Raw genomic sequence first — 13,548 nt, forward strand, 5'->3', positions numbered from 1 at the left:
GAAAGCGCGGACCGATCCCGGCTTTCCTTATTTGTCATATGTCATCATACAACATAGCACGTGTCGAGGCAATTGGAGGAGGTGAATGTGCATTAGTTGTTGCATTCATTGAAATAATGATCAAAATATTTTCCAGTATTTAGGGTAATTGCTGATTTCAAGTTATACGACAACATATCACAATTCTACCTCGAGCAATCATCGCGCCAGGCACGAGGTTCAGTGTGCGTTATACCTTCGATTTTTCGGGATTGGTCCCGTACTGGGAGATGTTCCTGGACGGCGCGGTCACCACGCTGGAATTGACGCTGGCCTCGACCGTGTTCGGCCTGATCCTGGGCATTCTGTGCGCAATCGGGCGGCGCGGCAGCCGGCGCTGGTTGTCCAACGCCTGCGGGGTCTACATCGAGACCGTGCGCAATACGCCGTTCCTGGTGCAGATCTTCATCTTCTATTTCGGCCTTTCCAGCCTGGGCTATACCATGCCGGCCGCCGTAGCTGCCGTCATCACCATGGTCATCAACGTGGGCGCCTATTCGGCCGAGATCATCCGCGCCGGCATGGATGCCGTGCCGCCGGGCCAGATCGAGGCCGCCGAATGCCTGGGCCTGTCGCGGCCACGCATCTACTGGCACGTCGTCATGCTGCCGGCCTTCGAAAAGGTCTATCCGTCCATCACCAGCCAGTTCGTCCTGATGATGCTGATGTCGTCCGTGACCTCGCAGATTTCCGCCGAGGAACTGACGGGGGCCGCCAACAACATCCAGTCGATCACGTTCCTGTCGCTGGAGACATACATCGTCGTCGCCGGCCTGTATCTCGTGCTGGCCAGCATCCTGAAGGCGCTGTTCTGGCTGGGCGGCAGGTTGTTGTTTCGCCGGCGCCGCGTCGTCGCGCGGGCCGCGCGCGTCGCGTCCTCTGCACCCCGCGCCGATGTGGGGCGCCAGATGCCGCCGTCCGCAACGCCCCGCCAGACTGCCGTCTAGGAAGACCGCCATGGATCATTTCACCTTCGTGCAATTCGTCTACCTGCTCAAGGGCCTGGGCTGGACCCTGGTGCTGTCGGCGCTGTCCTTCGTCCTGGGGTCCATCGGGGGGTTCGGGGTCATGCTGGCGCGGGTGTCGCGGTTCGGCATCGTCCGCGCAGTGGCCGCCGTCTTCATCCAGGGGGTTCAGGGCATTCCCCTGCTGGTCCTGCTGTTCATCGTCTACTTCGGTGTGGGGATCTTCGGCATCGACGTGCCGCCGCTGGCCGCAGCGGGCATTGCCCTGATGGTCTATGTCAGCGCCTTCCTGGGCGAGATCTGGCGCGGCAGCGTGGAATCCATCGAGAAGACCCAGTGGGAAGCCGCCGAATGCCTGGGCCTGTCGCGCTGGCAGTCGCTGATCCTGGTGGTGATTCCCCAGGCGGTGCGCCTGTCCCTGCCGGCGACGGTGGGTTTTCTGGTGCAGGTCCTGAAGTCCACCTCGCTGGCCTCCGTGGTCGGTTTCGTCGAACTGACCCGCGCGGGCCAGATCATCAACAACTCGCTGTTTCAGCCGTTCCTGGTGTTCGCGCTGGTCGGCGGTTTCTACTTTTTACTGTGCTACCCCTTGTCGAAGTGGAGCCGGGCCATGGAAAGGAAGTTGAATGTCAGTCGTCGTTAGCCTCCAGAACGTACACAAGAGTTTCGGGCACAACCAGGTGCTCAAGGGCGTGACCTTCGACATCGCCCGAGGGCAGGTCGTCGCCATCATCGGCCAGAGCGGGTCGGGGAAGAGCACGGCGTTGCGGTGCATGGATCGGCTGGAAACCATCGATGACGGCACCATCCAGGTGTGCGGCCATCAGCTGGTTGGCGAAAAGGTCAATCTGGAACAGCTGCGCAAGGACGTGGGCATCGTGTTCCAGAGCTACAACCTTTTCCCCCATCTGACCGTCGGCCACAACATCACCCTGGCGCTGAAACACGTGCGCAAACTCTCGCGCAAGGCGGCGGAAGAACGCGCACGCGCCGTGCTGGACACCGTGGGCCTGCTGGAAAAATACGACAGCTACCCGGAACAGTTGTCCGGCGGGCAGCAGCAGCGGGTCGCCATCGCGCGGTCGCTGGCCATGGAGCCCCAGGTCATGCTGTTTGACGAGGTCACGTCCGCGCTGGATCCGAAACTGACCGGGGAAGTCCTCAAGGTCATCGAGAAACTGGCCGAAGGCGGGATGACGATGGTGCTGGTGACGCACGAGATGGCGTTTGCCCGGCGCGTGGCCGACCAGATCATTTTCATGCACGAAGGGCAGGTATGGGAAAGCGGCGGCCCGGACATCCTGGTCAATCCCGCCACTCAGGAACTGCAGGATTTCATAGGCAACGGCCTATAAATTGCGCAAGGCGTCGGGCCTTGTGGAAACCCACGGAAGGAGACTTGGATGAAGTTGAAGAAATCAGCATGGATCGTCGCCGCCGGCTTGTGCGCATTCGGCATGACGGCACAGGCGGGCGATCTGGACCAGATCAAGAAGGATGGTGTGATCCGGGTCGCGATCGCCATGGGGGTTCCCATGTTCAGCTATGCCAATGCGCAGATGCAGCCGGAAGGGTCCGACGTGACCACGGCCGAGATGCTGGCCAAGGACCTGGGGGTCAAACTCGAACTGGTGCCCATCACCAATGCCGCCCGCATCCCCACCATCCAGACCGGCAAGGCGGACCTCGCCGTCGCCAATCTGTCGATCACCGAAGAGCGTGCCAAGGTCATCGACTTTTCGGTGCCGTACGCCTCGTTGCAGATCATCGTGGCAGCGCCGAAGGAAGTGAAGATCGGCAGCTACAAGGACCTGAAGGGCGTCAAGATCGGCGTGACCCGGGCGACGGTCAACGACACCGACATCACGAAGAACGCCCCGGACGCCAACATCCGGCGCTTCGAGGATGATGCCACGCTGGTGACGGCGGCGGCGTCCAGGCAGGTTCAGGCCATCTCGTCCCAGTGGCCGAACGTGGCGGAAGTCAACAAGAAACTGAAGAACGATCCGTACGAAACCAAGTTCGTCCAGCATGAATTCATGCTGGGGATCGCCATGCCCAAGCAGACCCCGCAACTGAAGGCCTGGGTGGACGAATGGGTGCGCAAGAACCTGAAGAACGGGAACTTGAACGCTGCCTACAAGAAATACCACGGCAACGACCTGAGCCCGTCCGTACTGGCTAACGGGGCTTGATCACCCTGAATTCCGCAGGCCTGCGGCAATCCCGTTGATCGTCATGTGGATTGCTCGCTGGTCGCGGGATTCCTGTTCGTTGGCGCGGTGCGCCGACGCCGGACCCGAACGCATGCGGCGCAGCAATTCGACCTGCAGGTGGTTCAGCGGGTCGATGTAGGCAAAGCGTTCGGCCAGGGCGGCCTGCAGCGGGACATCGTGGGCCAGCAGCTCGTGGCCCGTGATGTCGCGAAACACGTCGACAGTGGCGTGGTATTCGCTTTCGATGCGGGCAAAGATCCGCGTGCGAAGGGCCTTGTCCGTCAGCAGTTCGGCATAGGCCCGGCCGATCGCCAGGTCGGTCTTGGCCAGCACCTGTTCCATGTTGGATAGCAGGGTGCGGAAGAACGGCCAGTCGCGCGCCATCGTCTGCAGGCGCTGCAGGCGTGCTTCACGGCTCAGTGCGTGATCCGGACCGCCTTCTTCCAGGTAGCGGGCCAGCGCCGTGCCGACCCCATACCAGCCGGGCAGCGGCAGGCGGCACTGCGCCCAGGAAAACGACCAGGGAATGGCGCGCAGGTCTTCGATGCGCTGCAGCGCCTTGCGCGAGGATGGCCGCGATCCGATGTTCAGGCCGGCGATCTCGCGGATCGGGGTCGAGGCGAAGAAATAATCCGTGAAGCCTTCCGTGCCGTAGACGAGATCCCGATAGGCCTCGCGCGCCGTCTGCGACATCCAGGCCATCGCTTCGCCGTATTCCGTGGCGTGCCGGTCTTCGTTGCGGACCGCCGGCGCGCCGGCCAGGCTGGCCTCCAGGGTGGCGGCCACGAACAGTTCCAGGTGCCAGCGGCCGACTTCGGCGTCCTTGTAGCGGCCCTGGATGATTTCCCCCTGTTCGGTCAGGCGGATCTGATTGTTCACGGTGCCGGGCGGCTGCGCGATGATGGAATCGTAGCTGGGGCCGCCGCCTCGGCCCACCGAACCGCCTCGGCCGTGGAACAGGCGCAGGCGGGTGCGGTGCTTGCGGAACACCTCCACCAGGCTGCGTTCGGCCTGGTACAGCGACCAGTTGGACGTCAGGTAGCCGCCGTCCTTGTTGCTGTCCGAATAGCCCAGCATGACTTCCTGGATGCCGTGCTGCGCCTGGCGCACGCGGGTCGCGACTTCGGGCAGCGACAGCCAGGCGTCCATGATCTCGGGGCCGCGTTCCAGGTCGGGGATGGTCTCGAACAGCGGCACGACCATCAGGCCTCCCTGCGGCGCGGCCTTGCCGACCGTCGGTGCGATCAGGCCGCTTTCCTGCTGCAGCACCAGTACTTCCAGCAGGTCGCTGAGGGTTTCCGTGTGCGACACGATGGACTGGCGGATCGCGGCGGCGCCGAAGCGGCGCCTGCAGTCGGCCGCCATGCGCAGGATGGACAGTTCTTTTGTGGTTTCCGCTGAATATTCGACCCAGGGCGACACCAGTGGGCGAGGTTCGCGCAGTTCCTGGCGCAGGACCCGGACGCGGTCCGCTTCGGACAGCCGCGCGTAGCGCACGGATTTGCCGTCCAGCGTGACGCCTGCGTGCTGCATCAGTTCGTCGAACACGCGCTCGTGCACGTCGGAACTTTGCCGCAGGTCGACGGTGGCCAGGTGGAAACCGAAGATTTCCACGGCCTGGCGCAGGTGGGTCAGGCGCAGCCTGCCGACCAGGGCGCCGTGGTGCGCGTCCAGGGATTCGGCGACTGTGCGCAGATCGGCCGCCAGGTCGTCCGCCGCTGCGTAGGCAGGCGCGTCGTAGGTACTGCGCCGGGCCAGTCGTCGTCCGGTCAGGGCCTGGGCGGTGGCGGCCAGCCGGGCGTAGATGTGGATGCAGGCGCGCCGGTAGGGTTCGTCCTGGCGGTGCGTGGACGGGTCCTGGCTGATGGCGGCCAGAGCCGCCACGGCGGGCGTGACCTGCATCAGCGATTGGGATACCGAGAGTTCGGCCCCTAGCGCGTGGACTTCGGTCAGGTAGTAGCGCAGGGCGTGGGCGGATTGGCGCAGCAGGGCCTGTTCCAGCGTGTCTGCGTTGACGTTGGGGTTGCCGTCGCGGTCCCCGCCGATCCAGCTGCCCATGTGGACAAAGGGCGGCAGCGGCGTGTTGTCTGCGTCGAAGACGGATTTCGGCGGTTTGCGCAGCAGGGCTCCCATATCCAGATGCAGCTGGGGCAGGGTGCTGAAGAATGTGCTGGTGTAGTAGGACAGGGCGTTGTCGATTTCGTCCAGCACCGTCAGTTTGCTTTGGCGCAGCATGCGGGTTTGCCACAGCGATGCGATCAGGCCGGTCAGCCTTTCCTGCAGGTGCGCGGCTTCCAGGGGCGCGTGGGGGGTGTCCATCTGCCGCAGGTGGCGGGCGACTTCCTGGTGCAGGTCCAGCGTGCTCTTGCGCTGCACTTCGGTCGGGTGGGCGGTCAGCACCGGGACGATGCAGGCCTGCGACAGATGCTGGCGGATGCGGCTGCCCGACAGGCCGCCCTGGTTCAGGCGTTGCACGGCATGCTGCAGACTGCCGGGCGTGGCCGTGCCGTCGGTTTCCCACTGCAGGCGCTGGCGGCGCGTCTGGTCACGGTCTTCGGCAATGTTGGACAGGTGCAGGAAATAGCTGAAGGCGCGGGCGACCGAGTTGGCCTCGCCGTCGGCGAGTTTGCGGATCTGGCGTTCCAGCATGCGGCCATCGCTGTCCTGCCCTTCCCGGCGGAACTTGACGGCGGCACGGCGCAGCTTTTCGATGACGTCGTAGATGGAGCGGCCCTCGCATTCCCGGATGACTTCCCCTAAAGTTCGACCCAGCAGCCGGATGTCCTGTCGCAGAGGGGAAATGACGTCGTTCGGGGATGCGGGCTTCACGGGGTCTCCATCGTGGGTGGAAAGTTGAATGGCGCTTGCTGCGCGTCGCTGCGGATGGGTTTCCTGCGCGAACGGCCATTCATCATAAGCGCATTGTGATCGCAGCCGCATAGCGGTTATGCGTTTTCTTTATATCTGTGTGTCGTATCAGCCGGGTTCGCCGCTGTCGGCATGCGTTTCCAGGATCTGGATCAGTTGGGGCATGGTGGCCTTGGGATCGGTTTGCAGGCCCATGGCCAGCGTGTCGCGGATCGCCGTTGCCATCTGGTGGAAACTGCGGGATTCGTCCGCCATGGTGGTGTAGTAGCTCAGATCCTTGTGGGCATTGGACAGGGAAAAGCGGAACCCCGAATCGTCTCCGGATGCGATGTACGGGGCCAGCCGGTCCAGGACGATGCCGCCTCCGCCGCCATTGGCCAGGATGTCGAGCAGCACGCGCGGCTCGATGCCGGCCCGGTTGGCGCAGGCTGCCGCCTCGGCCAGCACGGTGGAAAATCCCAGGGAGACGAAATTGTGGATCAGCTTCATGCGGTGGCCAGCGCCGATCGGGCCCGCATGAACCAGGTTTTCCGCGAAGCTTTCCAGCAGCGGGCGGCAGGTCTCGAACAGCGCCGTATCGCCGCCGATGATCAGGTTCAGGCGTCCCTGGGCGGCTTCCTTCGGGGTGCGCGTCATCGGGGCATCCAGGAACAGGCCGCGCGCCCGCGCGACGTCGGCGGCGATGCGTTCGGTGGACGAGGGGATGGCGGTGGAGCAGTCGATCAGGATGGTGCCCGGGCGCAGGTGCGCCAGCAGCCCGTCGGCGCGATAGAGAATGTCCTCGATCTGGGGCGTGCCGGTCACGCACAGGATGATGACGTCGGCCTGCTCGGCGATGTCCTGCAGGGTGTCCGCCTGCCGGGCTCCATCGTGCAGCAGGTCGTCGACGGGCTGGTTGCCGGGATGCTTCAGCAGCACCAGCGGAAAGCCGCAGCGGACAATGTTCGAGGCGATGCCGTGCCCCATCAGGCCCACGCCTGCGATGCCGATCCGGGTGTTGGTGTCGATCTTGTCAGTCATGTGAATCTCCCGCAGTCGTTGTCAGCCGGTCGATGCTGTCAGCCCTCCGGCGCAGATGTACTGTACTTCCAGACGGCCCCCGGCGTTGGAGTCCGGGCGCTGCGCGGTATGATATTTCCAGGGGCATGCGCCCCGATGGCTGCGCGTCGCGATCGGCCGCTGCCGCCTCGTTCACCTGCCTGGACCCACGATGACACAAGTCGATGAAGCCGGAGACGCGCCCCCCCAGGTCTTTGGCCACCCGCTGTTCCAGGGCGCGCCTGCGGACGTGCAGCCGATGTTGCTGCGCGATGCCGCCGTCCTGCACGCCCAGGATGGCCAGACCCTGTTTCGGGAGGGCGATGAGGCGGCCGAATACCTGTATGTGTTCAGCGGCAGCGTCGAAGTCCTGCGCCATACGCAGGATGGCCAGGATCGCGTGTTCTCGATTTTTCAGGCGGGGCAGATGCTGGCGGAAACAGCCATGTTCATGACGCATGGCCGCTATCCCATGGAAGCGCGTGCGCGCGGCGATGCAGTCGTCCTGTGCCTGAAGCGCGCCGGCCTGCAGGAAGCCGTCGGGGCCTGGCCCGAACTGGCCATGCGGTTGCTGAACCGCCTGAGCGACCGGGTCTACCGCCGCGTCAACGAGGTTGAATGGTACAGCGACAGCACGGCCGCCCAGCGCCTGGCCGACTATTTGCTGCGCCTGTCGGGCGACGCTGCCGGTGCGGTGCGCCTGCCGTTGACGCAGCGCCAGTTGGCTGCGCACATTGGGGTGCGGCCCGAAACGCTCAGCCGGCTGCTGGCCGACTGGGTGACGCAGGGGCATATCGCCGGCGCCCGGCGCGACTGGGTCGTGCAGGATCCGGCGTTCCTGGAATCCCTGGCGCAGGCGGCCCGGCGCAGCTTCTGATCATCCGGATGCCCATGGCGCGCGCCGGGTTCTGCTGCGCCTGCGACAAACAAGCCGTACACTTAATGATTGTCCTCAGAAACAACCCGTAAGGATCCGCTCATGTCCAAGCCTTTGCGCTCATCCAACATCACCCAGGGGGTGGCCCGCGCACCGAACCGTTCCATGTACTACGCCCTGGGCTATACCGAGGACGATTTCAGCAAGCCCATGATCGGCATCGCCAATGGGCAAAGCACGATCACGCCGTGCAACAGCGGCCTGCAGCCCCTGGCGGATGCAGCGGCGGCGGCGGTCAAGGCGGCTGGCGGAAATCCGCAGATGTTCGGCACGCCGACGATTTCCGACGGCATGGCCATGGGCACCGAAGGCATGAAATATTCCCTGGTGTCGCGCGAGGTCATCGCCGACTGCGTGGAAACCTGCGTCCAGGGCCAGTGGATGGACGGCGTGCTGGTGATCGGCGGCTGCGACAAGAACATGCCCGGCGGCATGATGGGCATGCTGCGCGCCAATGTGCCGTCCATCTACGTCTATGGCGGCACCATCCTGCCGGGCAGCTACTGCGGCCAGGACCTGAACATCGTCAGCGTCTTCGAAGCCGTCGGCGAACACGCGGCCGGTCGCATGACTGAAACCGACCTGCACAATATCGAAACCCACGCCATCCCCTGCAGCGGGTCCTGTGGCGGCATGTATACGGCCAACACCATGAGCTCCGCCTTCGAGGTCATGGGCATGAGCCTGCCGTATTCCTCGACCATGGCCAACGTGCACCAGGAAAAGATCGATTCGTCCGCCGAGTCGGCCCGCGTGCTGTTGAACGCCGTGAAACTGGACCTGAAGCCGCGCGACATCGTCACGCGCAAATCCATCGAAAACGCCGTGGCCGTCATCATGGCCACGGGCGGCTCGACCAATGCCGTGCTGCACATCCTGGCGATCGCCCACGCCGCCGAGGTCGAATGGACCATCGACGATTTCGAACGCGTGCGCCGCCGCGTGCCGGTCATCTGCGACCTGAAGCCCAGCGGCAAACATCTCGTGGTGGACTTCCACAAGGCGGGCGGCGTGCCCCAGGTGATGAAGCTGCTGCTGAACGCCGGCCTGCTGCACGGCGACTGCATCACCATCACCGGCAAGACCATCGCGGAAACGCTGGCCGACGTGCCCGACGTGCCCGCCAACCAGGACGTGATCCACACCCTGGACAATGCGCTGTACGCCGAAGGCCACCTGGCCATCCTGAAGGGCAATCTGGCCGAACTGGGCGCCGTGGCGAAGATCACCGGCCTGAAGAACCCGGCCATCACCGGCCCGGCGCGGGTGTTCGATGACGAACAGTCCGCCATGGACGCCATCCTGGCCGGCAAGATCCATGCCGGCGACGTGATGGTACTGCGCTACCTGGGGCCCAAGGGCGGCCCTGGCATGCCGGAAATGCTGGCCCCGACCAGCGCCCTGGTGGGCGAAGGCCTGGGCGATTCCGTGGGCCTGATCACCGACGGCCGTTTCTCGGGCGGCACCTGGGGCATGGTCGTGGGCCACGTCGCTCCTGAAGCGGCAGCGGGCGGCACGATCGCCCTGGTCGAGGAAGGCGATTCCGTCACCATCGACGCGCACAAGCAGCTGCTGCAGGTGAACGTGTCCGACGAAGTCCTGGCCAAACGTCGCGCCGCCTGGACGCCGCCCAAGCCCCGCTACACGCGTGGCGTGCAGGCGAAGTTCGCCTTCAACTGTTCCGACGCCAGCACCGGCGCCGTGCTGGATCGTTTCGAAGACCGCAGCTGAGGAGATACCGCCTTGCTGAATGCCGAGCAACGCGCCTTGCAATTGCAGATCCGCCTGGGCCTGGGTGTGCGCGACGAATTCGACGCCGCTGCGGAAATCGAGCACCGCGTCGAGTTCCTGGCGGAACTGCTGCGCGGCACGGGCGCTCGCGCCCTGGTGCTGGGCATCAGCGGCGGGGTGGATTCCCTGACGGCAGGCTGCCTGTCGCAGCGGGCCGTGCAACGGGTGCGCGACCAGGGCGGGGACGCCCGATTCGTGGCGATGCGCCTGCCCTATGGCACCCAGCTGGACGAGGCCGATGCCCAGGCCTGCCTGCAGGTCATCCGGCCCGACGAGGCCTTGACCGTGGATGTGCGGCCTGCGTCCGATGCCATGCTGGCGGCGGTGCAGGCCTCGGGTCAGGCTTTTCGCGACGCCGCGCAGCAGGATTTCCTGCATGGCAACATCAAGGCCCGCCAGCGCATGATCGCCCAGTACGCCGTGGCTGGCGCACGCGGCGGGCTGGTGGTGGGCACGGATCATGCAGCCGAGGCCCTGATGGGCTTCTTCACCAAATTTGGCGATGGCGCAGCCGACGTCACCCCGCTGGCCGGGCTGAACAAGCGCCGGGTGCGGGCGCTGGCCGGTGCCATGGGGGCGCCCGACACCCTGGTATTCAAGGTGCCCACTGCCGACCTGGAATTGCTCAGGCCCCTGAAGCCCGACGAAGACGCCTTTGGCGTCAGCTACCAGCAGATCGATGACTTCCTGGAAGGCCGGGACGTATCCCCCGAGGCCTTCGAGATCATCGTGGGCACCTGGCGGCGCAGCGCCCACAAACGGGCGCTGCCGATCACGCCCTGATGCGAGTGTGCTGTTCGGCTAATGGTCAGGAATGCGCCGCCTGGCCTGCGTCGTGCGTCGAACCGATCAGCCCGGCCACGATCTCGTAGGATCGCAACCGCGCCGCGTGGTCGTGCATATTGCAGGTGATCATCAGTTCGTCGGCCCCCGTGCGGGCGATGAAGGACCGCATCTGGGCCTCCACCGAATCCGGCGAGCCGATGGCCGCGCAGGACAGGATGTGGTCCAGCAGTTCGCGGGCTGCCGGCGGCAGGCTGTCCAGGTAGCCGTCCACGGGCCTGGGCAGGCGGCCGGGCCGCCCGGTGCGCAGATTCACGAAGGACTGCTGCCAGGAACTGGCCAGGAAGCGCGCCTGTTCGTCCGTGTCGGCCGCGAAGACGTTGAACCCCAGCATGACGTAGGGCTTGTCCAGGTATTCGGACGGCTGGAAGTGCTGCCGGTAGACGCGGATGGCGTCCATCATCTGGGCCGGCGCGAAGTGCGATGCGAAGGCGTAGGGCAGCCCCAGCGCCGCCGCCAGCTGGGCGCCGAACAGGCTGGACCCCAGGATCCAGACCGGCACGCCGTGGCCCTCTCCGGGGACGGCCCGGACCGGGTTCTCGCCCCGGAAATAAGCCATCAGTTCCACCACGTCGCGCGGGAAGGCGTCGGGGTCGGTCTGCAGCGTCCGGCGCAGCGCCCGCGCAGTGGTCTGGTCCGATCCCGGCGCTCGTCCCAGGCCCAGGTCGATGCGGCCCGGATGCAGGGCTTCCAGCGTGCCGAACTGTTCGGCGATGACCAGGGGCGAATGGTTGGGCAGCATGATGCCGCCCGCCCCCACGCGGATGCGGGTGGTGGCGGCCGCCACGTGGTTGATCAGGATGGCGGTGGCGGCGCTGGCGATGCCCGTCATGCCGTGGTGTTCTGCCATCCAGTAGCGGCGGTAGCCCCAGGCGTCGGCGTGGCGAGCCAGGTCCGCCGTGTGGGCGAAGGATTCGGCGGCGCTGCCGTCTTCCGTGATGGGCGCCAGATCCAGCACCGACAAGGGAATGGCGATGCTCATGATTTGCGGTCCGGGATGTTGATGATGGTTTGCTGCATCAGGGCGATCGGGGTCTTGCGCCCCGCATCCAGTGCAAAGACGTCCACCTGCACGATGGTCAGGGTGCGGCCCTTGCGGATCACCTGGCCGATGGCTTCCAGGGATTCTCCCTGGGCGGGGGCCAGCAGGTTGATCTTGAACTCCACGGACAGCACCGTATAGCCGTCCGGCGCCTGGGTCATGGCGGCGAAGCCACCCGCAGAGTCCGCGAGGGCGCTGGTCGCCCCTGCGTGAAACAGGCCCAGGTGCTGGGTCAGAGAGGGAGAAAACGGCAGGTGCACATGCACGCGACCGTCGCTCACGTCACCCAGAGTCGCCCCCAGGTGCAGCAGCAGTCCGGAACGATCGAAGAGGGCCTGGATGCGGTCGCGCAGCGCCGCCTTGTTCTGGGAAGTGGGAGATGGTGCCATCGAGAGGTCCTGTATAGTCGTATGTCCGGAAAACAATGGGCGGAAAGAAACCGCCGCGCCCAACCAGTGTCAAACGATAAGCCATTTTCACCGGCTGCCCAAGGCCGACCCGCTGGCGGTGCCCGGCGCCCTGCTGCGACGGGTGGCGGCGCGTCCCCTGCGGACGGTGCGGGACGGTCGCTGCAGGGCAGCGGTTTGTGGCTGGCGGTCGGGCTGGCCGTGGCGTCGATGATCAGCGTCCAGACCGGGGTGTCGCTGGCGGTGCCGGTTATCGCGGATTACGGGCCGCTGAGCACGTCCGCCCTGCGGATCTGCTGGGCGGCAGTGGTGTTGTTCCTGATCGTGCGGCCCCCCCTGCATCGCTTCAGCGCTGCCCAGTGGCGTGCGACGGTCATTCTGGGGGCCGGCATGGCCGTGATGTCGCTGGCGTTTTTCGTCGCGCTGGAACGCCTGCCCCAGCATCTGACCGTCGCGCTGGAATTCTGCGGACCGCTGGCCGTGGCTGCCCTGGGGGTACGTGGTTGGCGTGCCCTGGCCTGGCCCCTGCTGGCCGCCATCGGCATCCTGTTGCTGGCCTGGGGCGATGCCCACGAGGGCTTGGGCGCCGATCCGGTCGGCATTGCCTTCGCCCTGCTGGCGGCCGGCGGCTGGGCCGTCTACATCATCATGATGAAGCGCGTCGGCAGCAGCCTGCCCGGCCTGCAGGGGCTGTCGGCCTCGCTGCTGGCGGCGGCCGTGCTGTCGCTGCCCTTTGCCGTGGTGGAATCCGGAACGGCCCTGTTTCCCTGGCAGCAGCTGGGCCTGACGGCAGGCCTGGCCGTGCTGGTGCCGCTGGTGCCCTATATCCTGGAAATGCAGGCCTTGCGCCGCCTGCCGGCGGCCGCCTTTGGCGTGCTGATGAGCCTGGAGCCCGCCATCGGCGCCCTGTCGGGCTGGCTGATCCTGGAGCAGGGCATGCAGGCCGGGCAGATCATCGGCGTTGGCCTGGTGGTGGCCGCCAGCATCGGTGTAGTGCGGGCAGGACGCTAGAAAATCAGCATTCCACTACGTTGACCGCCAGGCCCCCGCGCGAGGTTTCCTTGTATTTGGATTTCATGTCGGCGCCGGTCTGACGCATGGTCTCGATCACCATGTCCAGCGTCACGTGATGCTTGCCGTCGCCGTGCAACGCCAGGCGCGATGCGTTGATGGCCTTGTTGCCACCCATGGCGTTGCGCTCGATGCAGGGAATCTGCACCAGCCCCCCCACCGGGTCGCAGGTCAGCCCCAGATTGTGTTCCATGCCGATTTCGGCGGCGTTCTCGATCTGCGCCACCGTGCCGCCCATCACGGCCGTCAGGCCGGCCGCCGCCATGGAACAGGCCACGCCGACCTCGCCCTGGCAGCCGACCTCGGCCCCGGAAATCGAGGCGTTTTCCTT

The 13,548-nt window shown here is 65.6% G+C and carries 13 protein-coding genes; 8 read left to right on the top strand and 5 right to left on the bottom strand.

Annotated elements, in window-relative coordinates; all coding sequences use genetic code 11:
- Positions 1-224: 224 nt before the first annotated feature.
- From VDP74_RS14845 to VDP74_RS14860, 4 genes are read left to right on the top strand one after another with little or no spacing between them, the layout of a single operon-like run.
- Positions 225-986 (top strand): amino acid ABC transporter permease, encoded by a 762-nt coding sequence (locus VDP74_RS14845; protein ID WP_323000422.1) that lies wholly within the window; start codon positions 225-227, stop codon positions 984-986.
- Positions 987-996: 10 nt separating this feature from the next.
- A complete protein-coding gene (locus tag VDP74_RS14850; protein WP_323000423.1) occupies positions 997-1,647 on the top strand; it encodes an amino acid ABC transporter permease in 651 nt (216 codons plus the stop codon).
- A complete protein-coding gene (locus VDP74_RS14855; RefSeq protein WP_323000424.1) occupies positions 1,631-2,359 on the top strand; it encodes an amino acid ABC transporter ATP-binding protein in 729 nt (242 codons plus the stop codon). The genes VDP74_RS14850 and VDP74_RS14855 overlap by 17 nt, the downstream gene beginning before the upstream one ends.
- A gap of 48 nt (positions 2,360-2,407) precedes the next feature.
- Complete coding sequence (locus VDP74_RS14860; RefSeq protein WP_323000425.1) at positions 2,408-3,199, top strand: transporter substrate-binding domain-containing protein; 792 nt, start codon at positions 2,408-2,410, stop codon at positions 3,197-3,199.
- On the opposite strand, the gene ppc is transcribed toward VDP74_RS14860, so the two are convergent.
- A complete protein-coding gene (gene ppc, locus VDP74_RS14865; RefSeq protein ID WP_416233004.1) occupies positions 3,200-6,160 on the bottom strand; it encodes a phosphoenolpyruvate carboxylase in 2,961 nt (986 codons plus the stop codon).
- 36 nt (positions 6,161-6,196) lie between these two features.
- A complete protein-coding gene (locus VDP74_RS14870) occupies positions 6,197-7,108 on the bottom strand; it encodes an NAD(P)-dependent oxidoreductase (RefSeq protein WP_323000427.1) in 912 nt (303 codons plus the stop codon).
- A gap of 190 nt (positions 7,109-7,298) precedes the next feature.
- Between VDP74_RS14870 and VDP74_RS14875 the strand changes: the two genes are divergently transcribed.
- The 3 genes from VDP74_RS14875 (at position 7,299) to nadE (ending at position 10,637) form a co-directional block, all read left to right on the top strand.
- Positions 7,299-8,003: a Crp/Fnr family transcriptional regulator gene (locus VDP74_RS14875; RefSeq protein ID WP_323000428.1), complete on the top strand. Its 705-nt coding sequence runs from the start codon at positions 7,299-7,301 to the stop codon at positions 8,001-8,003.
- A 102-nt stretch (positions 8,004-8,105) separates the two neighbouring features.
- Entirely contained in the window at positions 8,106-9,794 is a 1,689-nt protein-coding gene (gene ilvD, locus VDP74_RS14880) for a dihydroxy-acid dehydratase (RefSeq protein ID WP_323000429.1), read from the top strand.
- A 15-nt stretch (positions 9,795-9,809) separates the two neighbouring features.
- Entirely contained in the window at positions 9,810-10,637 is an 828-nt protein-coding gene (gene nadE, locus VDP74_RS14885; protein ID WP_416233005.1) for an ammonia-dependent NAD(+) synthetase, read from the top strand.
- A 25-nt stretch (positions 10,638-10,662) separates the two neighbouring features.
- Here nadE and VDP74_RS14890 read toward each other — a convergent pair whose 3' ends face one another.
- Both VDP74_RS14890 and VDP74_RS14895 read right to left on the bottom strand, forming a co-directional pair.
- Complete coding sequence (locus VDP74_RS14890; protein WP_323000430.1) at positions 10,663-11,679, bottom strand: LLM class flavin-dependent oxidoreductase; 1,017 nt, start codon at positions 11,677-11,679, stop codon at positions 10,663-10,665.
- On the bottom strand, positions 11,676-12,128 hold the full coding sequence (locus VDP74_RS14895; protein ID WP_323000431.1) for a PaaI family thioesterase: 453 nt from the start codon (positions 12,126-12,128) through the stop codon (positions 11,676-11,678). The genes VDP74_RS14890 and VDP74_RS14895 overlap by 4 nt, the downstream gene beginning before the upstream one ends.
- 195 nt (positions 12,129-12,323) lie before the next feature.
- On the opposite strand from VDP74_RS14895, the gene VDP74_RS14900 reads away from it, so the two are divergent.
- A complete protein-coding gene (locus VDP74_RS14900; protein ID WP_323000432.1) occupies positions 12,324-13,157 on the top strand; it encodes an EamA family transporter in 834 nt (277 codons plus the stop codon).
- A gap of 4 nt (positions 13,158-13,161) precedes the next feature.
- Here the strand turns inward: VDP74_RS14900 and VDP74_RS14905 are convergent.
- Positions 13,162-13,548, bottom strand: a 387-nt coding sequence (locus tag VDP74_RS14905; RefSeq protein ID WP_323000433.1) for an L-serine ammonia-lyase, iron-sulfur-dependent, subunit alpha, incomplete at its 5' end; no start/stop codon positions are given.

It is taken from the genome of Castellaniella sp. (assembly GCF_034674885.1).
Lineage (GTDB): Bacteria > Pseudomonadota > Gammaproteobacteria > Burkholderiales > Burkholderiaceae_B > Castellaniella.